Here is a 24999-nt window from a genome sequence, read left to right on the forward strand (position 1 = left end):
GCAGCCATGGGCGGAGACTTGCCAACATTGTGCGCGGACGGCCATTGGCGAAACGGCGCGGCGCACTATAACTGGGGCACACCCAGTTTGGGCAAATGACACGAGGCATTACATGTTCCGGGCAAAGACCACAGTTTTCCTGACGCTTGCAGCAGCCATGGCGCTGACCGCCTGTACTGACGTCAACGACCCCAACCGCCAGGCGAAGAACGGCGTGATGATCGGCGCGCTCGGCGGCGCCGTCGCCGGCCGCGCCATCGGCGGCAACAACGACGATGCGGTGAAGAACGCTCTGGCCGGTGCGGCTGCGGGCGCCATCGCCGGCGGCCTCATTGGCAACAATCTCGACAAGCAGGAAGCGGCTCTGCGCCAGCAGCTGGGCAACAATGTTGGCATCACCAACACCGGTGACCGCCTGATCGTGACCATGCCGCAGGACATCCTGTTCGCCACCGACAGCGCCTCGCTGCGCCCCGACCTGCAGGGCGATATCGCTACCGTCGGCCGCAGCCTGCTCGAGTACCCGAACACCTCCGTGCAGGTGATCGGCCACACTGACAGCGACGGCGCAGCCGCCTACAACCAGTCGCTCTCGCAGCGCCGAGCATCTTCGGTGGCCGCGCTGCTGATGCAGCAGGGCGTGCCGTCGTACCGCGTGCAGGCTATTGGTCGCGGTGAAGACCAGCCGATCGCGTCGAACCTGACGCCGGAAGGCAAGCAGCAGAACCGCCGCGTCGAGATCGTCATCCTGCCGAACGGCTGATCCGCGCAGCACAGCGTGCAATCGCGAAGGGCGCTCCGGGAGACCGGGGCGCCCTTTTTCGGTGCGCGTCGCAAAGCAAAAGCCCGCGCCGGGGCGCGGGCTTTGCGCTGTCGTCGGGCAGAGGGTCAGCAGCCGGTGCCGACCCAGACCACCTTCGCCGTCCGCAGCAGCAGCTTCAGGTCGGTGACCAGCGAGACGTCGCGCAGGTAGTCGGTGTCGAAACGGGCACGTTCGGTGAAGCTGGCCTCGTTGCGCACAGACGTCTGCCAGAAGCCGGTGATGCCGGGGCGCAGCGCGTAATAGGCAGTGCCCGGATAGATCGCCCGCTGCTCGACCATCATCGGACGCGGACCCACCAGCGACATGTCACCGCGCAGCACGTTCCACAGCTGCGGCAGCTCATCGATCGAGCTTTTGCGGATGATCCGCCCGACCGGGGTGATCCGGGGGTCGTTCCGCAGCTTCTGGGCGAACTCCCATTCCATGCGGGCCTGCGGATTGGAGCGCAGATGCGCTTCGAGAAGCCGGTCGGCATCGGGGACCATCGAGCGCAGCTTCCACATGTGGAAGATGCTGCCATTCCGCCCCACGCGCTTCTGCAGGTAAATGGGTGAGTGACCGTCCCGCGCGATGAGGGCGGCGCAGATCAGCACAACGAGGAGCGCAGGCAGCGCGAGCAGCAGGACGAGGGTCACGTCGAGCAGGCGCTTGAACAGGGAGCGGTAGGCGATGTGACGCGGCGCGCCCGACAGCGTTTCGTCGATCAGAGTCTCGAGTTCGAGCACCGCACTGCGCGGCAGAGAAACATGCGTCGTCAATTCGACCTCCTCGAGGGTCATCGACGGAAGCGCTGCAAGGCGGTGGGGCTCTTCGGCCGAGGCTCGGCATGCACGGAACCGGCGCATTGCCAGGTGGCAATACGAGACGCAGGTTCCCGATCATGTCCGAGTGTTAGTTCCGAAAGACCTTCAGCAAACTCGCAAACACTCCCAAAAGTGGAAGCACCAACCCCCAGTGCCGACATGTGGCCGAAATAAGGCGCTCGACCGACAGGACTGGTTATGCATCCGCCTGCCGTACGCGTCAACGCAACCTTTGGAGTGCAACTCGGGGACGAATGGGTAGGGTCCGGGCGCGGATGGGCAGGGCTGCGCCGGGCAAGACGGGAGACGCCCGCAAGACGCGCTGGGCGAGTCTGGAGCGGCGGCGTAGTGACCGGTTTATCATCCCGCAGTCGGAAACAGTTTTCGCTCCCGCGTGTGCTGGGGTGCGCGCAAGCCCTGGACAATCTGCGTCCTCAAGACGGACTGTTGCAACAACTGCGCATGTTCCGGCCGCTGTCCCGTCGCGGCGCGGTTCTGAACCCGAAACATTTCCGCATGGCGTGTCACGCCGTGTTCCGCAGTGTCACACGGAGCGAGCTATTGAGCGGCCTGTGGACTGGGTGGATCGGTGCGACACGCAGGGGGTGAGTGGAGTCGCTCACGAAATGTTACAAGCGTATGCTTCACGAGAGGTTTAGGTCCGAATCACACCGCGGGTTCGCCGAAAATCTGCCTCAGAAAGCGCAATTTATGTCATAATTTGATGGATGCGGACGGGGAGTATGGCGGTCCTGCCTTGCCACGCGCAGTTGCATGGCGCCGGGCTCGGGCCTATGTGCGGGCGTGCGGGTGAGTTGCAAGCGAAAGGGCCGTCATGGCGAACCATCTTTATCAGGGGGATCTGCCGGACGGGCTTGATCTTGGTCCGGCCGTGGCCATCGACTGCGAGACCATGGGGCTCAACCCGCAACGGGACCGGCTCTGCGTGGTACAGCTCTCTGGCGGCGACGGCGAGGCCCATCTCGTGCAGATCGCCCGTGGACAGACCGAGGCGCCGAACCTCTGCCGCCTGCTCGAGGATCCACAGGTGCTGAAGCTCTTCCACTTCGGCCGCTTCGACATCGCCGCCATGTACCATGCCTTCGGCGCTCTGGCCGCACCGGTCTATTGCACCAAGATCGCCAGCCGGCTGGTGCGCACCTATACAGACCGCCACGGGCTGAAGAACCTCACGCATGAATTGCTCGGGGTCGACATCTCGAAGCAGCAGCAGTCGAGCGACTGGGGTGCCGCCGAGCTCAAGCCCGCGCAACTCGACTATGCCGCCTCGGACGTGCTGCACCTGCACCGCCTGCGCGCGGTTCTGGACGCGATGCTGGAGCGCGAGGGGCGCCGCGAGATCGCCCAGGCCTGTTTCGAGTTCCTGCCGACCCGTGCGAAGCTCGACCTCGCCGGCTGGCCGGACACTGACATCTTTGCCCATGTCTGACCGATGGTGCAGCGCGGGGACACATACTCACGGCTGATCGCCTGGCTGAAGCTGCTCCTTCCGCTGGTGGCGTTGGCGTCGCTTTCGACGCTGTTCCTGCTGTCGCGCGGCTCGCAGACTTCGCAGGATCTGCCCTTCGCCGAGGGCAGCGTGCCGGATTCGGAAGTGGTGATGGCGCCGCAATACGCCGGGACCACGGCGCGCGGCGATGCCATCACCATGACCGCACAGCGCCTCCGCCCAACGGGCAAACGCGAGGGTGAACTGGAGGCGGATGGCTTTTCCGCCACAATGGACATGACCGACGGCAGCCATCTGACGCTCGACGCCGACCTCGCCACGATCCGCGAGGAGGAGAAGGGCGCACTGCTGCAGAAGAGCGTCCGCATCACCAGTTCCGCGGGCTACGAGATGGTCACCGAGAAGATGCGCACGGCGCTCGACCGGATCGAGGCGGAGACGCTGGCTCCGGTCAGCGGAGAAGGGCCGGCCGGCCGTTTCACTGCCGGTCGGCTCAAAATCACCTCTTCCGGCGAAACCGATGACGTGCAACTGCTTTTCACCGATGGCGTGAAGCTGATATACGATCCGAAAAAGAAGTGAGATCCCGATGGTCCGCAGTGTCGCCCTGATGATTGCCCTCTTCGCCTGGAGCGGGCTTGCCGCTGCCCAGGGCACGCAGGTGGCCTTTGGCGGCATGACGCAGGACACCAGCGCGCCGGTCGAGGTCACCGCCGATCAGCTCGAGGTCAACCAGACCGACGGCACCGCGCTCTATACTGGCAATGTTGTCATCGGACAGGGCGAGATGCGCCTCGCCGCGCCGCGGGTGCTGGTGGTCTATGCCGAGGGACAGGACGGCGGCCAGGGTCGGATCCAGCGCATGGAGGCCAGCGGCGGTGTCACGCTGGTCAGCGGCGAGGAAGCCGCCGAGGCCGAACGCGCCGATTACGACATTGATGGCGGCACCGTGGTGATGTCCGGCAATGTCCTGCTGACACAGGGCGGCAACGCGCTGACGTCCGAGCGCATGGTGGTGAACCTGACAAACGGCACGGCGCAGATGGCCGGGCGGGTGAAGACGGTGATCAATCAGGACGGCAGCGGGCAGGGACAGAACTAATGGCCCGCCCGACGCTCACCGTCACCGAAGGCAGCCACGGCCTGCGGATCGATCACCTGCGCAAGAGCTACCGCAAGCGCACGGTCATCCGCGACGTCTCACTCAAGCTCGACCGCGGCGAGGTCGTCGCGCTGCTCGGGCCAAACGGCTCCGGCAAGACCACGACCTTTTATTCCATCGCCGGCCTTGTGAACCCCGAGGGCGGGCAGGTCACCATTGACGGGCGCGACGTGACCTACCTGCCGATGTACCGCCGCGCGCGGCTCGGCATCGGCTACCTGCCGCAGGAGAAGTCGATCTTCCGCGGCCTCTCGGTCGAGGACAACATCGCCGCGGTGCTCGATATCGCCGAGAGCGATCGCCACCGCCGTCGCGAGCGGCTCGAGGAGTTGCTCGGCAGTTTCTCGATCGAGCATCTGCGCCGCGCGCCGTCGCTGGCGCTGTCGGGCGGCGAGCGGCGCCGGGTCGAGATTGCCCGCTGCCTCGCAGCCAACCCCAAGTACCTGCTGCTCGACGAACCCTTCGCCGGTGTCGACCCGATCAGCGTCGGCGACATCCGGCATCTCGTGGCCGATCTGAAGAAGCGCGGCATTGGCGTGCTGATCACCGACCATAACGTTCGCGAGACGCTCGAGATCGTCGACCGGGCCTACATCCTGCACGACGGGCATGTGCTCATGTCGGGCACGCCGGCCGAGGTGGTGCAAAACGAAAACGTGCGCCGCGTTTACCTTGGTGAGAATTTCCGCATCAGCTGACGCGATTCTCCGAGCGAATCCGCCTATCATGGGCTCACCCGTTCGCGACAGATCATTGACAAATCGGGGGCTGCTGACCTCAAATGAGTGTATGACGCACCGTTATTCTGCAGCTCCGGAACTCGCGTCCCCTGAGGAGAGGGACCCCCGGATCCATTCTGCAGCGGGCTTGCGTCACCCCTGATCCGCACCACATCTGAGGCAGCCCTAGGGCTGGATGCGAACGGATCCAAAGAGAGAAGGAACAAAGATGCGCTATCAGATCACAGGAAAGCAGATCGATATCGGCGACGCACTTCAAACCCATGTCAAACAAGAGCTTGGCACGGTGTTTGGCAAGTACTCCGGGCGTCCGACCGATGCGACTATCACCTTTTCCAAGAGTGCGCATGAATATGTCTGCGAGGTCACGGTTCACCTCTCTACAGGGCTGACCACCTCGGCCAAGGACAAGGCGACCGAGATCTACTCTGCCTTCGACGGCTGCGGCGAAAAGATCGACAAGCAGCTGCGTCGCTACAAGCGGCGGCTGAAGGACCATCACAAGGATCGCGCGGAGCCCGTTGAACTCCACAACGCGGCCTCGTATATCCTCGCCCGCGAAGAGGACTCGCAGGACTACGACGAGCCCGACACGCTGCAGCCGATCATCGTGGCTGAGATGGAAACCAAGATTCCCTCTCTGACCGTCGGCGAAGCCGTTATGCAGATGGAACTGGCCGGAGCTCCCGTGCTGGTCTTCCGCAATGATAAGAAGGATGGCGTGAACGTCGTTTATCGGCGTGAAGACGGCAATATCGGCTGGATCGATCCGTAAGGGATGGGGCAGTCGGTGGATCGGCGCCTTCGAGCAGACAGTAAAGGGCGGTCAATGACCTTTCTTGAACTCCTGAAACCGCAGGCCGTGAAGGTCGTCGGGGCGGCAAGCAGCAAGAAGCGGCTGATGCATGACATCGCTGAGCTGGCCGAATCCGCCTATGGCATTCACGCGGCCTCGGCCGTGGAGGCTCTGATGGAGCGCGAAAGCCTCGGACCCACTGGTGTGGGCCACGGCGTGGCGCTGCCGCATGCCCGTATCACCGGTATCGACCGGGTGCACGGCGTGTTCATCCTGTTGGATAAACCCGTCGAATTCGAGGCGGTGGACCGGCAACCGGTGGACATCGTCTTTGCTCTCTTCGCGCCGGAAGACGCGGGCGTGGAGCACCTGAAGGCACTGGCGCTGGTGTCGCGTTCGCTGCGCGACGCGGCGCTCTGCACCAAGCTGCGGGCGAACCCCGATCCGTCGACGCTCTACGCTGTGCTGACCGAGGACCGCTCGTCGCAGGCGGCCTGAGCTGGACAGACAGGACATTCCAGAGGAGCGGGCCGAGAGGTCCGCTCCTTGTCTTTTCCGTGTCCGGTTCGGGGGAGACCGGTTCAACCCAGATCGCCAAAGCCGAACATCAGGTAGTCGCGCTGGTAAGCCTCGCGGGCGAGCTCTTCCAGAGAGGCGTCGTAGATGTCCGCCAGCGCGTAGGGCGCGGCATCCTGCTGCGACTCCGCCTCCGGTTCAGGGGGCGCGGCGTGGCCAACCTGCATCGCAAGAGCCGGCAGGTAGATGGCCATCTCTTCCTCGCGGACGATCATGTCGGGCAGGGTGAATTCGGCCATTCCCTGCAGGCATTGCGCCTGCGAAGCCCAATGGCCGTCGACCCGCACCGCGGTCTGCCCGGCGAGGTTGGCCTTGAGGAAGACCAGGAAGGCGGCAAAGGCGTCGCGGTGCTGGGCGAGGCTGTAGTCAGCACCGGGCGCACCCTCGGGCAGGGGCAGGCCATTGGCGCGGCGCAGGGTCTTGCGGATGCGCCCGAAGCTGCCGGGACCGGTCGACAGGATGCGGCTGCAGAAGGCCTCATGAGCGCGGGCGAGGGGATGGCGGATCACCGTGAAGCTGCGGTGCCCGGGACGCGCGCGTTTCCATTGGCGCAGGGACTTTTGGCTGAAGTCACCGGTGAGGGCCTCGTCCTCGACCAAGTCGAGGGCGCAGAGCCAGCGGCGCACGGCGCGGGTCGGGCCGGAGTGGATCGGCATGTAGAGCAGCGGCGTCTCGGCGGCAGCGACGTAGCCCGGCACCACCGGCCCGCGCCTCGGCTCGAAATTGGGGGTGCGGGACAAGTTGAACCGGTCGAGCCGGGTCAACGCCCGCTCCATCTCGCCAGCATTGGCGACCTTCTCGACCACCGGCTCGGGGTTCTGCCGCTTGAGCTTGCCGTCCAGCGACTCGAGCCGCGACGGGACGCCGAGCCATTTGGCCAGCCCGTTCATTACCTCGAGGCTCTGCAGGTCCTCGTAGCCCACGTAAAAGGCCGTCTGCCCGCTCACCTGCAGCGCGGTCATCAGCCTGAGCTGGAAGTCCTGTAGACGCGCCAGATGCGTTTCGAACTCCGCGCCGTCGAAGGTTACCTGCGCGTCCTTGCGCTTGCTGACGTTGGTCAGCTTCCACTGACCAGTGGTCTGGGCGATCTTCCAGCTGACGTAGCTTTCCACTGGGTTGCGGGTCAGCACGATCTTGGCGACGCGCTCGTCGTCCAGCAAAGGCTGCAACACCCGAGGGTCATGGTCGTGGAAGAAACGGAAACCGCCCATCCCGGGCGTCTCCTGCCGGATCGCTTGCAGGAGACGGACCGGATCGGCCTCGCGCTCGGGCTGGGTGATCCCGAGGATGTCGCTCGCGTTGGGATAGCCAATGAAATGCGGGTTGAAGGCCTCGCCGTGGCAGGTGACGCCGTCCAGCGCGTTGAGGTTGGCCTCGAGGAAATTCGAGCCGGTGCGCATCTCGGCAAAGACGACGAAACTGTCGAAACGATCGGACATGAAAACTCAGTTCTTCACGAGGTAGGACTTGCGGGTGGGTGCGGCGGTGGGGCGCAGGGCCGGCTCGACCGGGAAGTCGCCCATGAGGTAGGGGTGCATCCCTTGGTTCTTGAGGTTCTGCAGGAAGCGCCCGAAGCCGCCGAGGTCCCGCAGCACCGGTGCTTCGGCAAGCCGGCGCGGTTCCTTCTGGCCGATCTCATCGAGGATCAGCTGAAGCGGCTCCATCGGCGCCTCGATGAACTCGGCCATTGTCCAGATGCGGATGCGCGCCTTGGCCTCGGGCGAGCGCAGCTCGTCGAGCAGCAGGTGCTCGGCCCTCTGCAGCGCGGCCGCCTCGGCGCGGAGGGTGGAGAAATCCCCGCCCGCGCGGAACAGGGGCACGGCCCAGGCGCCCGAGATGACGCTGATCTGCGCATTGGGATCGCGTGCGAGGTCCCACATGATCTCGGGAGCATCGTGTGGGCCGAACTGGAAGCACTGGCGGGTGCCACGGGTGTTCCAGATGAGGTTGGTCAGGAAGGCCCGGTGGTTCCAGTCGCGCAGCGCGGCGCCGTCCGAAAGCGCGCCGCTCAGCACGGGCTGCCCTTCGGCGAACTCCGCCCGCTCGGGGGCGAAGAGGTGGCCATGCACCTGCGCCCCGGTAGCGCGGGCGAGCCAGGGCTCGAATTCCTCGAAGAGCTCGGAAAACCCCTGAAAGACCGAATACGGCCCGGCGGTCATCCCATTTTCCCAACCGAAGTTGGGGAAGCGCGACTGCATGTAAAGCCCGGCGCGGCCCCGGGTCCGCCGGTCCACCGCCTTGGCAAAGACGCGGTCGATCTTGCCCGGCTTCGGCTCTTGCCGGTTGGCGAGGCTTTCGGGGTGGTTGAGGAAGGCGTCATAGAGACGCCTCGCATGCGGCCAGATCTTGCGCGCCACGAAACAGTCGGAGCGGCGCAGGAGCTGCAAGTGGTCGTCGTAGAAGGTGTGCGGCTTGCCCTGGAAGTCGAACTTCGACAGCGTCAGCGACCGGCTCTCGATATTGCGCGAATGCAGGCGGGCGAGGGACTGGAAGTAGCTCTCGTCTGGGATCCAGACGCGGCGGAAATAGCGCTCGTGCCAGCGTCGCTCCGGCGAGGAGAGGATCGCCGACAGTGTGTGCCGGGTCAGACACCACCATTGGCTGCCCATGTGCGGCACCACGCCCCTGGGGATACGGCGGCTCACGCGGAGCACACGCTGCACCTCGACCAGCCGGTCGAAGAGATAGCGGTTTCGGCGCCAGGAGAAGGGGAAGAAGAGGGTGAAGCGCTCATGGTCCAGCCCGCCCACGGTCCAGGGCACATCGGCGGTGGTGGCGCTTTCGATGAAGTCGGTCTGCGGGCGCGCGTCGAGGTAGTCGATCAGCTCCTCCACCGGGCGAAGCGGCAGGCAGGAGCCCGAGGTTAGATAGACATGGCGCACGCCCTCGAAGCGCTCGAGCATCAGCTCGGCGGCGTCCTGGCTGGCGGCGACAAGCCCCCAGGTGCCCCAGTCGCAGCGATGGCGGCGCGAGAACAGTATCTGCGGCAGGTCCGACAGCGCCTCGGTGAAGGCGGTATAAGTCTTCTTTGCCACCTTCTCGTCGACATGGATCACCACGGGGCAGCCGGCCTTCGCCCAGTGCCGGGCCACCTGCTCGGCGCGGTCGAAGGCGGTGTGCACCAGCATGACGATCCCGACGCTCATGCCCAGTTGCCCTTGGACATGAGGCCGAGGATCTCGAGCTGGCGCCAGTTGATGTACTTCTCGGACCACTTGCACCAGAGATCCGGGTTGTCGCGGATGCCGTCCGCGTAGGCGATGTATTCGGTCGAGCCCGCGTAGTGCTGTTTGCGGCTCAGCTCTTCCTCGGCCTTGGCGTTGAACGTGTCGAGGAACTTGGTGTGCAGCAGCAGGCCCGAGGCCTTCTCTCCTCCCCATTCGTCGTAGACGAGGTTCAATCCGCGCGGCAGCAGCATGTGTGTAGAGCTGACGTAGGCGTAGCGCCGGTCCCATTTCACAAGCGGCACCTTGTTCAGCGCCGGGGCGCGCTCGGGCTGGTCCGGAAAGAACACCCGCGCCCTCGGCCCGCCCTGGATCCAGAGGTTTCCGAAGCGCTTGTTGCGCTTCACCGAGTAGTTGCCCGAGTCGAACCACGACGCGATCTCCAGCGGGTCCTGCCCAGCGGTGTAGGGCTGCGCGTCGAGCCGCCCCTTGGGATACATGTCGAGCAGCATGGCCGAGAAGCTCTTGATCGACGAGGCGTCGAGCCAGTCGGTCAGGGCACGCAGCGGGCGGGTGTCACAGAACGGGTAGAGGAAGAGCTCGTCGGGATCGACCACCAGCACCCAGTGCCCGTCACCATAGGTGCGCAGCAGCCAATTGATCCAGTCCATGCCGAAGCGCGCGCGCTTGTAGCTGGCCCGCGTGTGCCAGACCGACACGTCCTCCTGCCGGGCGAGATAGTCGAGCGAGCCATCGGTGCTGTCGTTGTCGACCATGACGAAATGGTTCACGCCCATGTCGCGATAGTACTTGAGGAACCACGGCAGGCGCACACCCTCGTTCCGGGCAGTGCAGAAGACAATAAGGTCAGAAGGACGGATGCGGTCGGTGCGGTCGGAGACGCAGCGCAGCTCGCGTCGCTTGCGCAACGCCCGGATCAGCCACCGCTTGCGCTGCAGCCGAAGCCTGTATGACTGCCATGCACCCACAACACTTCCCTCGTTCGGGGCAGGGCCCCGGAGCCGGCCCCCCGGCATCGGCTCGGGCACCGGCTATCAGATCAGGGTTAACACGGCTTTGAAATGGGAGTCCCACGTCGGCGGGAGATACCCTGCCTGCGTGGCATCCGCCTCGTCCGGTTGCGCCCGATACCCCTTGGCCATTTGCCTTATTCTTGAGGCCCAAAGATATCGGTCCGATTCGTCTGCGTAAATGGGTATATCGCCAAGCACTTCGCGCAGGACCGGAAGTGGCGCAGCGAGCACGGGCACGCCGAGCGCGGCGGCTTCGACCGGGGGCAGGCCGTAGCCTTCGGCATGGCTGGGGAACAGCAGCCCGGCGCTCCGGGCGAGCAGACCTGCGATCTCGGCGTCGTTGAGGCCCGGGAGCTCGTGCACATTCGTGATGCCGGCGTCGAGGGCGGCGAAGACCTCGGTATTGTTCCAGCCGCGTGCGCCGCAGATCAGCAAATGCGCGGGCGGCGTCAACTCGCGCCAGATATCCAGAAGTAGAGCGTGGTTCTTGCGCGGCTCGATTGTGCCGAGGACGACGAAGTAGGGCGCGTTGGCCCACGGCCCCTCGGGCGGAATGCCGATGGCCGGCGGCTGGACGCCCAGATGCGCGACGACAGTCTTGGGCAGAAGGGGTGGGCCAAGGTGCCGGGTCATGTCGGCGCGGGTCACCTCGGAATTGCAGATCACCAAATCGGCGTTTTCAGCGACACGTTGCAGGAAACCGGCGAAGCGCTGGGCGCTGCCCGCGTGCTGGAACTGCGGCCAGTCGAGCGGAATGGTGTCGTGCAGCAGCACCGCGATGCGGCTGTCCTCGACGCGGTTCAGCGCCGCGACGACCTGTTCCGAGAAGTTGGAGTGCCCGGTATTAAGATATACCGATCCCGCGGGCAGGTGGCGCCGGAGCATGCGTCCCAGCGTTGCGGGAATGGCGCGCGCAAGGGCGCTGGCTCGGAGCGCGGTCTCAGCTCCGGCGCGGCGAGGGTCTCTGCGCCGGGCAAGTCGGCCCAGCACGTCTGGTTCAGGCCAGTCCCCCGCATCCAGCCGCCGCTTCAGCGCGCGGCACCCTGCGCCGTCGAGCAGCAGGTAGCCCAGCGAGGTTCTCACCAGGCCAAAAAGCGGAACCGGCTCCTGAAGGAGCCGGTTCAGATAGGCGTATTCCACACGGTCCACCCCGGTTCTAACCCGGCCCGCGCGGCTGACCAGTCGGGTCAGGTCGAGCAGCCGGGCAGGGGGTGCGGTGTCAGTGATCGTAGTGCCCATTGAGATGCCAGTTCCAGGCATCGGCGATCATCTGCGGCATGGTCGAGCGCGACGGCTCCCAGCCCAGCTCGGCCAGCGCCCGCGTCGAGCCCGAGACCAGCTTGGTCGCATCCCCCGCGCGGCGCGGCCCTTCGGAGTGCGGCACCTCGCGGTTGGTCACCGCGCGCGACGCGTCGATCACTTCGCGCACCGAGAAGCCCTTGCCCGTGCCGAGGTTGAAGACCGAGGACGGCTTGCCCTGCTCGAGCCATTTCAGGCCCAGCACATGCGCGTCGACAAGGTCCATCACGTGCACGTAGTCGCGGATACAGGTGCCGTCGGGCGTGTCGTAGTCTGTGCCATGGATGGTCAGCGCCGGGCGCTTTCCGTCGATGGCCTCCAGCATGACCGGAATCAGGTGCGTTTCGGGGCGGTGGTGCTCGCCCACCTCGCCCTCGGGATCGGCGCCCGCGACGTTGAAGTAGCGAAAGATCACGTGGTTCAGCCCGTCAGAAGCGGCGAAGTCGCGCAGGATATTCTCCACCGCGCGCTTCGAGGCGCCATAGGCGTTGAGCGGGATCTGCGGCGTTTCCTCGTCGAGCACCACGTTGTCATGCTCGCCGTAGGTGGCGCAGGTCGAGGAGAAGACGAAACTCTTGCAGCCAGCGGCGCAGGCGGCCTCGATCAGCGTCAGCGAGCCCTCGACGTTGTTGCGCCAGTAGAGGCCGGGCTGGGACATCGCCTCGCCGACCTGGCTGAGCGCGGCGAAATGCATCACCGCGACCGGCTGGTACTTTGCGAAGACCTCGTCGAGCCGCGTGCGATCCGAAAGGCTGCCCTTTTCGAAGGGGCCGAATTTCACCGCCTGCTGCCAGCCGGTGACAAGATTGTCGTAAGCAACGGGCGTGTAGCCCGCCGCCTTGAGTGCCTTGCAGGCGTGCGAGCCGATGTAGCCCGCGCCGCCGGTAACCAGAACGTTTGTCATGAAATGCTCAGGTGTGCCTTATTATTGCGCGGCTTTTCGCGCGGACATGACCTCGTGCAGGTAGCCTTCGAGATCGTCGCGCAGTTCGTCGCGGCTGAGGCCGAAGGAAACGGTGGCCTGCAGGAAGCCGGCCTTGGAGCCGCAGTCGAAGCGCTGGCCGTTGAAGCGGAAGCCGTAGACGCCCTCGTCGGTGCCGATCTGCTTGGCGATGGCATCGGTCAGCTGAATCTCGCCGCCGGCGCCGACCTGCTTGTCCTCGAGGTTCTGCAGGACCTGCGGCGACAGGATGTAGCGGCCGATCACCGCCAGGTTCGACGGCGCCGTGCCGGGCGCGGGCTTTTCGACCATGCCTTTGACCGAGACCAGCGAGCCCATGTCTTCCTGCACGTCGAGGACGCCGTAGGACGAGGCCTTGTCGGCGGGCACTTCCATCGCGGCGACCATGTTGCCGCCCACTTCCTCGTAGGCCTCGACCATCTGCTGCAGGCAGGGCTTGTCGGCGGCGATCACGTCATCGGGCAGCATCACCGCGAAGGGCTCGTCGCCGATCAGCCGGCGCGCGCACCAGATCGCGTGGCCGAGGCCGAGCGCCTTATGCTGGCGGATGTAGGCGATCTCGCCCGAGTCCATGTTGGTGCCCTGCAGGATTTTCAGCAGCTTATCCTTGCCCTTGGCTTCAAGCTCGCGCTCGAGCTGCGGGGCGTGGTCGAAATAGTCCTCGAGCGCGCCCTTGCCGCGCGAGGTGACGAAGATGAATTCCTTGATGCCGGCGGCGCGCGCCTCGTCGATGGCGTATTGAACGAGCGGGCGGTCGACCAGGGTCATAATTTCCTTGGGCACCGACTTGGTTGCCGGAAGAAAACGGGTGCCGAGACCGGCGACGGGGAAAATGGCTTTGGTAACCTTGCGGGACATGGGAGGTGCTCCTGGTACTTTCTCTGGGCCTCGGGCCCGAGAGTGAATCAATTAATCAACAGCATATTGCTGCGATAGCGTAAAAGTAAATCTAGCGTCTATGGAAGAGCAAAGACCCGATTGAGCCACGGACTTTCTCGGTGCGAGAGATTTCTTTGCTCGTGCGGGATGCGAAACTCTGGAAACGGAGAATTTTTCCTGTCCTTTCGCTGCGCCCGAACAGCCCGCCGGCCTGTTCCCAGAATCCGCCGGGATGGAAGCGCAGTTGGTGGAAAATCGCCGTCCGCGAGAAACGGTAGACTGTGACAATGTGCTGCTCTTCGGCGTATTGTTTCGCCTGCATTCGCAGCGCCCGGCGCTGCGCTGCGCGGCCCGCGAGGGCGATGCGCTTTGCGGCGTGGCGCCCGGGGTAGGGCAGAAATGGCGCGACCGGGGCAGAGAGTGGCGTCATTGCGCTGCCCGCGGGACGCTGGGCGCCGTCCTGCCAACCACGGTCCAGTCCCCGCAGCAGCCGCGCCACGTCGTCCGCGCCGAGCGGGCCGCGCTGCATGCACCGCAGAAGACGCGCGCGCTGCGCTTCGCGGAGTCGCACCCAGGCGGCCCTGCGTTCGGCTTGCGGGCAATGCCGCTCGAGAAAGCAGCGAATCGAGGCGCCGATCTCGGTCAGGTCGCGCGGCGTGCGGTCCGCGCCCCGGCGCGGGCTTGCGGCGTAGCCGTGATGCACTTCGGCCAGCGGAGCGACGGCAACAAGATGGCCCGCCGCGGCATGGCGCAGGTCGAGGTCGGTTTCATCGAGGTAGAAGCGGAAGGCCGAATCGAAGCCCCCCAACGCGGCGAGCGGCGCGCGCCGGTGCGCCATGTTGGTGCCCTGCAGCTTCACCGTCTCGCCGGGCGGAAGTTCGGGCAGGTGCGGGCCGGGGGCGTCCAGCCCAAGGTCGCGCTCGCGCAGATCGCGCGTCACCGAACGGGCGCGCCACTGGAAAGAGATGCCGTTGCGCCCGCGCACGAAGCCGCCACAGGCGGCGACCCGCGGATCGCTGAAGGGGGCGCAGAGGTGATGCAGCCAGAGCGGCTCGGGCACCGCGTCGTCATCGAGGAAGGCGACGATCTCGCCCGCCGCCTGCGTGATGCCGAGATTTCGGGCCGCTGAGATGTTGCCCTCGTCGAACTGCACGAGCTTGATGTGCGGCCGGTCGGCCCGGGCCGCGACGACAGCGGCCCCGGCGGGGCAGGCGACCACCACCACCTCGAAGGCGGGGTGGTCGAGCTGCGAGATGCCGGTCAGGCAGAGATCGAGCGCCGCGGGGCGCCCGCGGCTCACGACAACCACGCTGACCGGCAGGGCGGTCATGCCCGCCTCAGCCCTCTTTCAGTGCGACGTCGGGCGAGTAGGCGATGAAGAACGGGTTGGCGAAGCCGGGCTTGCCGTAGGCCAGCGGGGTGTGATCGTCGAAACGCACCACGCGCCCGCCCGCGCCTTGCAGCACCGCCTGGCCGGCGGCGGTGTCCCATTCCATGGTCCGCCCGAGACGCGGGTAGATGTCCGCCTCGCCGGTGGCCACGAGGCAGAATTTCAGCGACGAGCCGGCGCTCTTCATGTCTGCGGTGCTGTACTTGTTGATGTAATCGTCGGTCGCCTGATCGCGGTGGGATTTCGAGGCGACGACCAGCAGAGCCGAATTGTCGGGGGTCGAGACCCTGATCGGCTTGGTCTCGCCGGGGGTCTCCTTGTCGAAGGGGCCCAGTTCCTCGACCGAGTTGCCGACGCTGTCGGTGTAGAACATGCGCTCCTTGGCCGGGGCGTAGACCACGCCGAAGGTCGGCACACCGTCCTGAACCAGCGCGATGTTCACGGTGAAATCGCCGCGGCGGTTGACAAATTCCTTGGTGCCGTCGAGCGGATCGACGATGAGGAAGGTCATCGCCTGCACGTCGTGGCTGTCGGCCTGTTCCTCGGTGACCAGAGGCATGTCGGGGAACGCCTCGCGCAGGCCGGCCGAGATCAGCGCGTCGGCGGCTTCATCGGCTTCGGTGACCGGGCTGGAGTCGGACTTGGACTTCACTTCAAAATCGTCGGAGTTGTAAATTTCCATGATCTTGTCCCCCGCTTCGAGCGCGAGACGACGGATCACGGCAACAAGATTTTCATAATTCAAAGAGCTACTCCTTTGCGCAGCGCGGATTTATTGATTTGAAGGCCTGCGACTCTTATGCTGCGCAGCGTGAAGATGGGCAAGCAGACCCGTCTGTTTGAGCCCGTACCGGAGCCGAGTTGCCATGTTTCAGTCCACAAAGCCGCGCTCCCGGCTCGGGTCCGCCGTCTACATTTGCGAGCTGATCTACCACAATTCGGTGCGCGCCGTGCGCAAGAGCCACGGAAATGCGTTCATCGCGATTTTCATGAACATGCTGCAGACGGTCATCTTCGTGCTCGCCTTCTACTTCATGTTCCATGTTTTGGGGATGCGCGGCTCGGCGATCCGCGGCGACTTCATGATTTACATCATGACCGGCGTCTTTCTCTACATGACCCATTCCAAGACCTTGGGGGCAGTCGCGGGCTCCGAGGGACCGGCGAGCCCGATGATGCAGCACGCGCCGATGAACACGGCGATCGCCATCGCCTCGGCCATGCTCTCGACGCTCTACATCCAGGTTCTGTCGCTCTTCGCGATCCTCTTCGTCTACGACGTGGCGTTCAATCCCTTCGTCATGAGCGAGGTTCACGATCCCATCGGCGCGTTGGGGATGCTGCTGCTGTCCTGGTTCTCCGGAGCGGCGATAGGCATGGTCCTGCTTGCGGCAAAGCCCTGGTTCCCGACGCCGGTGTCGATCGTCACCACGGTCTATCAGCGTGCAAACATGATCGCTTCGGGCAAGATGTTCGTGGCCAATTCGCTGACGCCGGGCATGCTGGCGATCTTCGACTGGAACCCGCTCTTCCACACCATCGACCAGTCGCGCGGCTATGCCTTCGCCAACTATTTCCCGCGCAACTCAAGCTGGGAATACGCGCTGTGGGTTTCGATCGTGCTGTTGATGATCGGGTTGATGGGCGAATTCTACACCCGCAAGCACGCCTCGGCCTCCTGGTCGGCGCGGCGATAGGCAGCGCTCCCAGGCGGTGCTGGACGCAGCGCGACCGTCTGCGCATGATGTGGGGTGATGGACCCCGGGAAGGAGCCTTTCATGCGCTATGTCATCACACTGACCGCCCTTTTGCTCACGACATCTGCCGCGGCCCAGGAGTTGCCCGCCTTCTACGCGGTCACCGGCGTTGCCCTGGATGACGTGTTGAACATCCGCGCGGCGCCCGATCCCACGGCGGCGGTGCTCGGAACCCTCGCGCCCACCTCGGTGGCGGTGCAGGTCGGCGCGCTGAACGAAGCGGGCACCTGGGGGCGGATCACCTCGGGAGAGGGCGTGGGCTGGGTCTCGATGGAGTTCCTCGCGCCAGAGGAAAACGGCAGCCTTCCACAGGTCGAGGGGCTGCGCTGCTTCGGCACCGAGCCCTTCTGGAGCTACGAGGTCCGGCAGGGCGAGACGGCGACCTGGACAACGCCCGAGGATCCCGAGGAGGTTCTGCTGGCCGGCACTTTCGGGACTGCCAGCGGTCAGCGCTGGCCGTTCAGCTCGGTGGCTGGAGCGGACCAACTGCAGGCGGTGCTGGTCACCAGCTCGGATGCACAGTGCAGCGACGGCATGTCCGACCAACTCTACGGGCTCTCGGCGGTTCTGGTGCTGACCGGCCGGGTCCATCGCACGCTGTCGGGGTGCTGCGAGTTGATGCGCTGAGCCTCAGGTGACCACACGCAGGGTGAGGTTGATCCGCCCGCCCTGCGGCAGCAGCGTCGACGAGCCGAAGCGGATGCGGTCGACGCCGTGGTGTTTCAGACGCGCCGCGCCGCCCATCACCACCACATCCCCGGACTTCAGCCAGACCGACTCGGTCTTACCGCCCCGCGTCTCGTTGCCCATGCGAAACAGACCCTCGTCGCCCAGCGAGACCGAAAGCACCGGGCAGGAGAAATCCGCCTCGTCCTTGTCCTGGTGCAGCCCCATGCGGGCGCCTTCGCCGTACCAGTTGATCAGGCAGCATTCGGGATCGCGCGCTACGCCCGAAAGCGCGCGCCAGATCGCCAGCACTTCTTCCGGGATCGGCGGCCAGTCCATGCCGCCGGGGTGGCGCGGCTCGTAGCGGTAGCCACGCCGGTCGGTGACCCAGCCGAAGCGGCCGGCCGCGCTCATCCGTACCGACATCTTCTGACCGCGCGGGGTGACCGGCTGATAGAGCGGCGCAACGCGCAGCAGATTGCGCAGCGCGTCGACAAGCGACTCCTGCGCCGGGCGGTCGAGGAAACCCTGGAAGAGCTGGAAGCCACGGATGTCGAGAGGGGCCGTCATGGCCTTCTTGTCGTGTATTCCGTGGCGACGCGCAAAGAAAATTGCCGGAAATGCAGGCAAAGCCCCGCCAAGGCCGCTTGCAGGGCTCAAACCCCCTCCTTATATACCCTCCGAACGCCGCGAGGCCCCCGCCGGACGGCTTCTTCAACAAGCGGGGCTGGATGCCGTAACGGGTCCGTATGCCTCGCGTCATCGCCTTGAATTGGAAAAGGGATCGAATCATGGGCAAAGTGATCGGTATCGACCTCGGCACCACGAACTCCTGCGTCGCCATCATGGACGGCAGCCAGGCTCGCGTGATCGAAAACGCCGAAGGCGCACGTACCACCCCGTCGATCGTCGCCTTCACCGACGACGAACGCCTCGTCGGCCAGCCCGCCAAGCGGCAGGCCGTGACCAACCCGGAAGCCACCATCTTCGCCGTTAAGCGTCTGATCGGTCGCCGCACCACCGATGCGGAAGTGACCAAGGACCAGAACATCGTCCCCTACAAGATCGTGGACGGCGGCAATGGCGATGCCTGGGTTGAAGCCAAGGGTGAGAAATACTCCCCGTCGCAAATCTCTGCCTTCATCCTCGGCAAGATGAAGGAAACCGCCGAGAGCTACCTCGGCGAGGAAGTGACCCAGGCCGTCATCACGGTCCCGGCCTACTTCAACGACGCCCAGCGTCAGGCCACCAAGGACGCCGGCAAGATCGCTGGCCTCGAAGTGCTGCGGATCATCAACGAGCCGACCGCGGCTGCGCTGGCCTACGGCCTCGACAAGAAAGAATCGAAGACCATCGCGGTCTATGACCTCGGCGGCGGCACCTTCGACGTGACCATCCTCGAGATCGACGATGGCCTCTTCGAGGTGAAGTCCACCAACGGCGACACGTTCCTCGGCGGTGAAGACTTCGACATGCGGATCGTTAACTACCTGGCGGACGAGTTCAAGAAAGAGCACCAGGTCGACCTGACCAAGGACAAGATGGCCCTGCAGCGTCTCAAGGAAGCTGCCGAGAAGGCCAAGATCGAGCTGTCCAGCTCGAGCCAGACCGAGATCAACCAGCCGTTCATCTCGATGGGCTCGAACGGCCAGCCGCTGCACATGGTCATGAAGCTGACCCGTGCCAAGCTGGAAAGCCTCGTGGGCGACCTGATCAAGGCCTCGCTGAAGCCCTGCGCCGCCGCGCTGAAGGATGCCGGCATTTCGAAGGAAGAGATCGACGAGGTCGTTCTGGTCGGCGGTCAGACCCGTATGCCGAAGGTCATCGAAGAGGTGACCAAGTTCTTCGGCAAGGAGCCGCACAAGGGCGTGAACCCGGACGAAGTGGTTGCCATGGGCGCCGCGATCCAGGCCGGTGTTCTGCAGGGTGACGTAAAGGACGTGGTCCTGCTCGATGTGACCCCGCTGTCGCTGGGCATCGAGACGCTGGGTGGCGTGTTCACCCGCCTGATCGACCGCAACACGACGATCCCGACCAAGAAGTCCCAGATCTTCTCGACCGCCGAGGACAACCAGGGCGCCGTGACGATCCGTGTCTTCCAGGGTGAGCGCGAGATGGCGGCCGACAACAAGCTGCTCGGCCAGTTCAACCTCGAGAACATCCCGCCGGCGCCGCGCGGCATGCCGCAGATCGAGGTGACCTTCGACATCGACGCCAACGGCATCGTTTCCGTGTCGGCCAAGGACAAGGGCACCGGCAAGGAACAGAAGATCACCATCCAGGCATCGGGTGGCCTCACCGACGCGGACATCGAGCGCATGGTCAAGGACGCCGAGGAGAACGCCGAGGCGGACGGCAAGCGCAAGGAGCTCGTCGAGGCCCGTAACCAGGCCGAGAGCCTCATCCACTCGACCGAAAAGTCGATCGAGGAGCATGGCGACAAGGTCGATCCGTCGACCATCGAAGCCATCGAGCTGGCGATTGCCGCGCTCAAGGATGATCTCGAGAAGGACGATGTCACCGGTGAGAAGCTGAAGTCCGGCATCCAGAACGTGACCGAAGTGGCCATGCGTCTGGGCGAGGCGATCTACAAGGCGCAGGCCGAGGCGGGCGACAGCGCTCCCGAAGCCGACACCGGCGACTCCGGCGACAAGTCGGGCCCGTCGGATGACGACAACATCGTGGACGCGGACTTCGAAGACCTCGACGACCGCAAGCGCAGCTAAGCCATAGCGGAACCAGACGGGGGCCGGTCCGGATGCCGGACCGGCCCTTTTCTGTTCCGGGCCAAGGAGGGCATGTATGTCCAAGCGTGACTATTACGAGCTGCTCGGCGTCGCCAAAGGGGCCTCCGCGGACGAGATCAAGAAGGGCTATCGCAAGAAAGCGAAGGAACTTCACCCCGACCGGAACGCGGACAACCCTGAGGCGGAAGCCCAGTTCAAGGAAATCAATGAGGCCTACGAGGTTCTCAAGGACGCCGACAAGAAGGCGGCCTATGACCGCTACGGCCACGCGGCCTTCGAAGGCGGCATGGGCGGCGGGGGACGTCCCGGCGGCGGCTTCGGCCAGCAGGGTGATTTCGCCTCGGCTTTCTCCGACGTCTTCGACGATCTCTTCGGCGACTTCATGGGCGGCGGCCGTGGTGGCGGCGGACGCCAGCGCGCGGCGCGCGGCGCGGACCTGCGCTACAATCTGCGCGTGACGCTGGAGGACGCTTACGGCGGCCTGCAGAAGACCATCAACGTGCCGACCTCGGTGCAATGCGGCGAGTGCCATGGTTCGGGTGCCGAGGGCGGCGCCGAGCCGGTGACCTGCCCGACCTGTTCGGGCATGGGCAAGGTCCGCGCAACGCAGGGCTTCTTCACAGTCGAGCGCACCTGTCCAACCTGTTCGGGTCTCGGCCAGATCATCAAGAACCCCTGTTCCTCCTGTGGCGGCCAAGGCCGTGTGCAGAAAGAGCGTTCGCTGTCGGTCAACATCCCTGCGGGGGTCGAAACCGGTACCCGCATCCGTCTGGCCGGTGAAGGCGAGGCGGGGATGCGCGGCGGTCCTCCGGGCGATCTCTACATCTTCATCGAGGTCAAGAAGCACGGCATCTTCGAGCGCGAGGGCACCGAGCTGCATTGCCGCGTGCCGGTATCGATGACCACCGCCGCACTTGGCGGCGACATCGAGGTGCCAACCATCGACGGCGGCCGCAGCCGGGTGAAAATCCCCTCTGGCAGCCAGTCCGGTCGCCAGATGCGCCTGCGTGGCAAGGGCATGCCCGCCCTGCGCGGCGGCCCGGCCGGGGATATGTTCATCGAGCTGGCGGTCGAGACCCCGGTAAACCTCACCTCGCGCCAGAAAGAACTTCTGCGCGAGTTCGAGGATCAGTCCGAGGACAACAACCCGGAATCGAAGAGCTTCTTCTCTTCGGTGAAGGGGTTCTGGGATTCGATGAAGGGCTGATCGGCCCTTTCACAAGGATCGGACACGGCGCGGGATGGTCCGCGCCGTTTTCTTTTGGGGCACTGCGGCCACGGGTGCGTTTCGGCCTGCGCTATGTCTCGCGCTTGGCTTAACGCTTTTCTAACCGTGATTCCGTCACCCTGACGCGATGTGCCCGCCCCGCCATTTCTCCGACATTCAGCCCTCGCTCTTTGCCGGCGACGAGGCACCGGTTCGCCCTGCGCCCGATGGGCGGCCGCTCCCGTCCTACATCCGCGATCACCGAAGGCGGCTGCGCGATCGCTTTCTCACCGGGGGGGCCGATGCCGTGCCCGACTACGAGCTGCTCGAGCTGCTGCTGTTTCGTGCCATCCCCCGGCAGGACATGAAGCCGCTCGCCCGCCGCCTGCTCGAGCATTTTGGCGATTTCAACGCCGTTGTCTCAGCCCCGCCCGCCCGGCTGCGCGACGTTGACGGGGTGGGGGAGGCCGTGGTGACGGAGCTGAAGATCGTCGAGGCGGCGGCGCATCGTTTGGCACGCAGCCGGGTGCTGCAGCGGCAGGTGGTCACCTCTTGGGAGGCGTTGCTGGACTATTGCCAGACGGCCATGGCGCATCGCGACACCGAGCAGTTCCGCGTGCTCTTCCTCGACCGCAAGAACGTGCTCATCGCCGACGAGCCGCAGGCGCGTGGCACGGTGGACCATGTCCCGGTCTATCCGCGCGAGGTGGTCAAACGGGCGCTGGAGCTGAACGCCAGCGCGCTCATTCTCGTGCACAACCATCCGTCGGGCGATCCCACGCCCAGCGGTGCCGACATCGAGATGACCGAGCAGATCCGGTTGGCGGCGGAAGCTCTGGGCATCACCTTGCACGACCATCTGGTGATCGGCCGCTCGCGCGAATTGAGCTTCCGGGCCGAGGGGCTGCTCTGAGCCCTAGCGCAGCCAGACCTCGACGCGGCGGTTTACCTGCCGGCCCCAGACCGTGTCGTCGCAGGCCATGGGCATGGCCTCGCCGAAGGCGTCGGTGAGCAGGGTAATGCCTGCAAGGTCATTGGCCTCGGCAGCCGCGATCACCGCGTCGCGGACCGAGGCGGCGCGCTCGGCGGCGATTTGCAGATTGCCCTCGCTTGGCCCCTCTCCGTCGGAGAAGCCGACGAAGACCAGCGTGCGCCCATCGTACTCGCCCAGCTCCAGCGCCCGGGCGAGCTGCTGAACATTCGAGCGGGACTGCGTGTCGAGCCCTGCCGAGCCCGCTTCGAAGCGGAAGGAGGTGGTCAGGCGCCGCATCGGCGCGAGCGCGGCCACGAGCCGTTTCAGTTCGCTCAGGCCCGCGTCGCCCTCGGCAATGGCAATGGCGTTGGCCAGCCGGTCTCCTTGCGCGTCGAGTGGTAGCTCTTCGGGGCTCTGGTCGACGAAGCCAGCGCGTCGGATGACGATCTGCGCGGGCGCCGAGCGGGTGAACTCGAGGAACTCGCGCGCCAGCTTGGGCAGGCGGCGGGCGGGCATGTAGACGAAGACCGGCATGGTGAGCGGGTAGTCCTCGGTCTTGATCGCCTGCCGCGTGCCACGCAGGTGGAAGCCGCAGCTGCCGGTGAGCACGACGGGGCGACTGTTGCCAACCTCTGCCGCGCTAACAAAGCCGAGCCCCAGAGCATCTTCGGAGACCGCCGCGGCGAGCGCCGAGGCGCTGTCATGTCGGACGGTTTCCGAGTTGCGCAGGGTTAGGGTGGGGGGCTGAAGGAGATGGTCTTCGAGCGCCTGCACCAGCCCCGACCCCTCGCGCGGGAGGTGCAGCACGATTGGCGCATCCGGGCCACCCAGGTCCTGCCAGTTGTCGATCTCGCCAGAGAGCACCGCCGCCAGGTTGGGCAGCGAGACCTTGGTGACCGGGTTGGCGGGGGCCACAACCGGTACCAGCGCGTCGAGCGCCAGCACGCGGCTGCGGTTGGGCTGCGTCAGATCGCCAAGCCCCGCCTGCCACGCAAGCTCCTGCTCGGCGGGACGGACCTCGCGCAGGGCGACGACGATATCGGCCTCGGCGGCGAGCAGGTCGGCAAAGCCCTCGTCGGTGCTGGAAGGGGTGATGTCAAAATGGCCGATCTCGCGCTCGCCGTCGGTCAGCGCGTAGCGTGTCCCGCCCCCGGCCAGCGTGCCCGGCTCGGCGCCGTAGCCATTGCGCTGCGCGAAGCTCTCGATCAGCGCAGGCATCAGCAGCGCGCCCAGGGAGGTGGCTCCGGAAATGCGCAGCTCGGCGACGAAATCGGTCAGCGAGGGGCAGCCGACGCCCTCGCAGAGCACGCCCGAGCTGTCGACGGTCAACTCGCCGTAGCGGCTGTCGATACGGTAGAACTCGCCGTCGAAGCCAAGCATGGTGCCGCTCAGCTCGATGCCGCCGTCGCGCGAGCGCAGAGTCACATCCTGAGCTTCGGCGCGTGTCGGCAAGAGGAGGCCTGAAAGGGCGCCCGGAATGAAAAGTGCGACGATGATCGCCGCACGGACCTGTCGCATCGGGGCCTCTTGACCGCTCGTTCTAGTTGGCGGCGATCTTCAGGTCTTCGAGCAGGTTTTTCAACACCAGAAAGTCACCGGTGGCGCTGCAATCTGGCATGGAAAGCGTGAGATCGCGGGCACGCAGGCTGCCGCCCAGGCGGAACTCCAGCGTCTGCGCCTCGATCCCTCGGCCGCAATTGGCCTTGGTGATCTCTGCCTCGATGGTGAGCGCGACCGCGCCGGCGGTCTTTGCCGCGGCGGCGGGGAAGGTGTAGACCTCGGCCATGCGCGCCTCGGGGCTGGCGGCATCGCCAAGGCGGGTCATGAACCCGCCCTCGCCGCGCGCGGTCCGGGTCAAATCTCCGGCGGCGGCCGCCCAGACGTGGCCCGCTTCGTCTCCGGCCGCGCCGAATTCATTGGCATGAAGGGCAAGCCCGCTCTCGCCACGCCATTGCAGCGCGACCCTGTCGTAGAAGGGCAGGGCCGGGACATCGGCCATGGCGGTCGCCCCCGCGCCAGTGGCGAAGGAGGCGATAAAGAGCGCCTTCTCCGCCAGCGCGGGCACCTCGACACGGAGTGTGCCGTCGGGCTGGGTGACCTCGGTGAACATCAGCCCGTTATGGTGGATCGTCACGCGCTCGGAAGCGAAGCAGGGGGCCACGATGTCGAGCGCGACCATCGCCCCGGCACCGGAACGCGCGGACATGGTGACCGAACAATCTGAGGCCGTGATCTCGGTCTCCTCGGGAAGGACCGCCGGGCGTGTCCCTGCCTCGGAGAGGGCGGCGGTGCGGATTTTCTGTGGCGCAGGCAGGCTGGCCTCGGCGGCGCGATCAGCGGGAAGCTCTGGAAGCCGGACCGAGGAGGTGTCCTCGATCTGGGCGATCTGCATGGCCCCGGCGCGTTGGCCGCGGGCGTCGAGCTGCTGCATCGCGAAGCCGATGATGACGGCCGCGCTGAGGGTCATAATTGCAAGTCTGTAGCTCTTGATCCGTCCCATGATCGTCCCCGACAACTGAACTCGTACCGGAAACAATCTGAGTCTCAAAAG

At 65.5% G+C, this 24999-nt stretch carries 24 protein-coding genes; 12 read left to right on the forward strand and 12 right to left on the reverse strand.

The genetic code is table 11. The features are described from left to right. The first annotated feature begins 112 nt into the window (after positions 1-112). Positions 113-763, forward strand: a complete 651-nt coding sequence (locus CEW88_RS02450; RefSeq protein WP_108964520.1) for an OmpA family protein — start codon at positions 113-115, stop codon at positions 761-763. A 125-nt stretch (positions 764-888) separates the two neighbouring features. On the opposite strand, the gene CEW88_RS02455 is transcribed toward CEW88_RS02450, so the two are convergent. Continuing rightward, a complete protein-coding gene (locus CEW88_RS02455; protein WP_254694424.1) occupies positions 889-1581 on the reverse strand; it encodes a sugar transferase in 693 nt (230 codons plus the stop codon). An 880-nt stretch (positions 1582-2461) separates the two neighbouring features. Between CEW88_RS02455 and CEW88_RS02460 the strand changes: the two genes are divergently transcribed. From CEW88_RS02460 to CEW88_RS02485, 6 genes are all read left to right on the forward strand, one after another. Then, the gene (locus tag CEW88_RS02460) at positions 2462-3076 is read left to right on the forward strand and encodes a ribonuclease D (RefSeq protein ID WP_108964522.1); all 615 of its coding nucleotides are present in this window, start codon (positions 2462-2464) and stop codon (positions 3074-3076) included. A 3-nt stretch (positions 3077-3079) separates the two neighbouring features. Next, positions 3080-3679 (forward strand): LPS export ABC transporter periplasmic protein LptC, encoded by a 600-nt coding sequence (gene lptC / locus CEW88_RS02465; protein WP_108964523.1) that lies wholly within the window; start codon positions 3080-3082, stop codon positions 3677-3679. Between the two features lie 7 nt (positions 3680-3686). Next, positions 3687-4199, forward strand: coding sequence for an LptA/OstA family protein (locus CEW88_RS02470; RefSeq protein ID WP_108964524.1), 513 nt, complete (start codon positions 3687-3689; stop codon positions 4197-4199). Further along, positions 4199-4957, forward strand: coding sequence for an LPS export ABC transporter ATP-binding protein (gene lptB / locus CEW88_RS02475; protein ID WP_108964525.1), 759 nt, complete (start codon positions 4199-4201; stop codon positions 4955-4957). The genes CEW88_RS02470 and lptB overlap by 1 nt, the downstream gene beginning before the upstream one ends. Positions 4958-5207: 250 nt before the next feature. Continuing rightward, positions 5208-5774 (forward strand): ribosome hibernation-promoting factor, HPF/YfiA family, encoded by a 567-nt coding sequence (gene hpf / locus CEW88_RS02480; RefSeq protein ID WP_108964526.1) that lies wholly within the window; start codon positions 5208-5210, stop codon positions 5772-5774. A 54-nt stretch (positions 5775-5828) separates the two neighbouring features. Next, a complete protein-coding gene (locus CEW88_RS02485) occupies positions 5829-6293 on the forward strand; it encodes a PTS sugar transporter subunit IIA (protein WP_108964527.1) in 465 nt (154 codons plus the stop codon). 83 nt (positions 6294-6376) lie between these two features. Here CEW88_RS02485 and CEW88_RS02490 read toward each other — a convergent pair whose 3' ends face one another. The 8 genes from CEW88_RS02490 to cysQ all read right to left on the reverse strand — a co-directional run bounded on the left by CEW88_RS02490 (position 6377) and on the right by cysQ (position 15843). Next, entirely contained in the window at positions 6377-7810 is a 1434-nt protein-coding gene (locus CEW88_RS02490; protein ID WP_108964528.1) for a sulfotransferase family 2 domain-containing protein, read from the reverse strand. 6 nt (positions 7811-7816) lie between these two features. Beyond that, positions 7817-9517: a DUF5927 domain-containing protein gene (locus tag CEW88_RS02495; protein ID WP_108964529.1), complete on the reverse strand. Its 1701-nt coding sequence runs from the start codon at positions 9515-9517 to the stop codon at positions 7817-7819. Then, positions 9514-10524 (reverse strand): glycosyltransferase family 2 protein, encoded by a 1011-nt coding sequence (locus CEW88_RS02500; protein WP_108964530.1) that lies wholly within the window; start codon positions 10522-10524, stop codon positions 9514-9516. The genes CEW88_RS02495 and CEW88_RS02500 overlap by 4 nt, the downstream gene beginning before the upstream one ends. 66 nt (positions 10525-10590) lie before the next feature. Next, on the reverse strand, positions 10591-11808 hold the full coding sequence (locus tag CEW88_RS02505) for a glycosyltransferase family 4 protein (RefSeq protein WP_108964531.1): 1218 nt from the start codon (positions 11806-11808) through the stop codon (positions 10591-10593). Further along, positions 11789-12772: a UDP-glucose 4-epimerase GalE gene (gene galE / locus CEW88_RS02510; protein ID WP_108964532.1), complete on the reverse strand. Its 984-nt coding sequence runs from the start codon at positions 12770-12772 to the stop codon at positions 11789-11791. The genes CEW88_RS02505 and galE overlap by 20 nt, the downstream gene beginning before the upstream one ends. 21 nt (positions 12773-12793) lie before the next feature. Further along, complete coding sequence (gene galU, locus CEW88_RS02515) at positions 12794-13687, reverse strand: UTP--glucose-1-phosphate uridylyltransferase GalU (RefSeq protein ID WP_108964533.1); 894 nt, start codon at positions 13685-13687, stop codon at positions 12794-12796. A gap of 91 nt (positions 13688-13778) precedes the next feature. Then, the gene (locus CEW88_RS02520) at positions 13779-15038 is read right to left on the reverse strand and encodes a glycosyltransferase family 2 protein (protein WP_108964534.1); all 1260 of its coding nucleotides are present in this window, start codon (positions 15036-15038) and stop codon (positions 13779-13781) included. 7 nt (positions 15039-15045) lie between these two features. After that, a complete protein-coding gene (cysQ, locus tag CEW88_RS02525) occupies positions 15046-15843 on the reverse strand; it encodes a 3'(2'),5'-bisphosphate nucleotidase CysQ (RefSeq protein WP_108964535.1) in 798 nt (265 codons plus the stop codon). Between the two features lie 121 nt (positions 15844-15964). Here cysQ and CEW88_RS02530 point away from each other — a divergent pair, with 121 nt between their 5' ends. Both CEW88_RS02530 and CEW88_RS02535 read left to right on the forward strand, forming a co-directional pair. Further along, on the forward strand, positions 15965-16795 hold the full coding sequence (locus tag CEW88_RS02530) for an ABC transporter permease (RefSeq protein WP_108964536.1): 831 nt from the start codon (positions 15965-15967) through the stop codon (positions 16793-16795). An 81-nt stretch (positions 16796-16876) separates the two neighbouring features. Then, positions 16877-17482, forward strand: a complete 606-nt coding sequence (locus CEW88_RS02535) for a COG3650 family protein (protein WP_108964537.1) — start codon at positions 16877-16879, stop codon at positions 17480-17482. 3 nt (positions 17483-17485) lie between these two features. Here CEW88_RS02535 and CEW88_RS02540 read toward each other — a convergent pair whose 3' ends face one another. Beyond that, positions 17486-18091, reverse strand: coding sequence for an alpha-ketoglutarate-dependent dioxygenase AlkB family protein (locus CEW88_RS02540; RefSeq protein ID WP_108964538.1), 606 nt, complete (start codon positions 18089-18091; stop codon positions 17486-17488). Between the two features lie 221 nt (positions 18092-18312). Between CEW88_RS02540 and dnaK the strand changes: the two genes are divergently transcribed. The 3 genes from dnaK (at position 18313) to radC (ending at position 22388) form a co-directional block, all read left to right on the forward strand. Beyond that, positions 18313-20247 carry a molecular chaperone DnaK gene (gene dnaK / locus CEW88_RS02545; protein WP_108964539.1) on the forward strand — a complete coding sequence of 645 codons (1935 nt, stop codon included), beginning with the start codon at positions 18313-18315 and terminating at the stop codon, positions 20245-20247. A 76-nt stretch (positions 20248-20323) separates the two neighbouring features. Beyond that, positions 20324-21475, forward strand: coding sequence for a molecular chaperone DnaJ (dnaJ, locus tag CEW88_RS02550; RefSeq protein ID WP_108964540.1), 1152 nt, complete (start codon positions 20324-20326; stop codon positions 21473-21475). Between the two features lie 148 nt (positions 21476-21623). Next, the gene (gene radC / locus CEW88_RS02555; RefSeq protein WP_108964541.1) at positions 21624-22388 is read left to right on the forward strand and encodes a RadC family protein; all 765 of its coding nucleotides are present in this window, start codon (positions 21624-21626) and stop codon (positions 22386-22388) included. 3 nt (positions 22389-22391) lie between these two features. Here the strand turns inward: radC and CEW88_RS02560 are convergent, their stop codons facing one another. Together CEW88_RS02560 and CEW88_RS02565 are read right to left on the reverse strand one after the other, a co-directional pair. Next, positions 22392-23966, reverse strand: coding sequence for a phosphate ABC transporter substrate-binding/OmpA family protein (locus tag CEW88_RS02560; protein ID WP_108964542.1), 1575 nt, complete (start codon positions 23964-23966; stop codon positions 22392-22394). Between the two features lie 22 nt (positions 23967-23988). Next, positions 23989-24948 (reverse strand): translocase, encoded by a 960-nt coding sequence (locus CEW88_RS02565; protein ID WP_108964543.1) that lies wholly within the window; start codon positions 24946-24948, stop codon positions 23989-23991. Positions 24949-24999 lie beyond the last annotated feature (51 nt).

The organism is Alloyangia pacifica (assembly GCF_003111685.1).
In the GTDB taxonomy this organism is placed as follows: Bacteria; Pseudomonadota; Alphaproteobacteria; order Rhodobacterales; family Rhodobacteraceae; genus Salipiger; species Salipiger pacificus_A.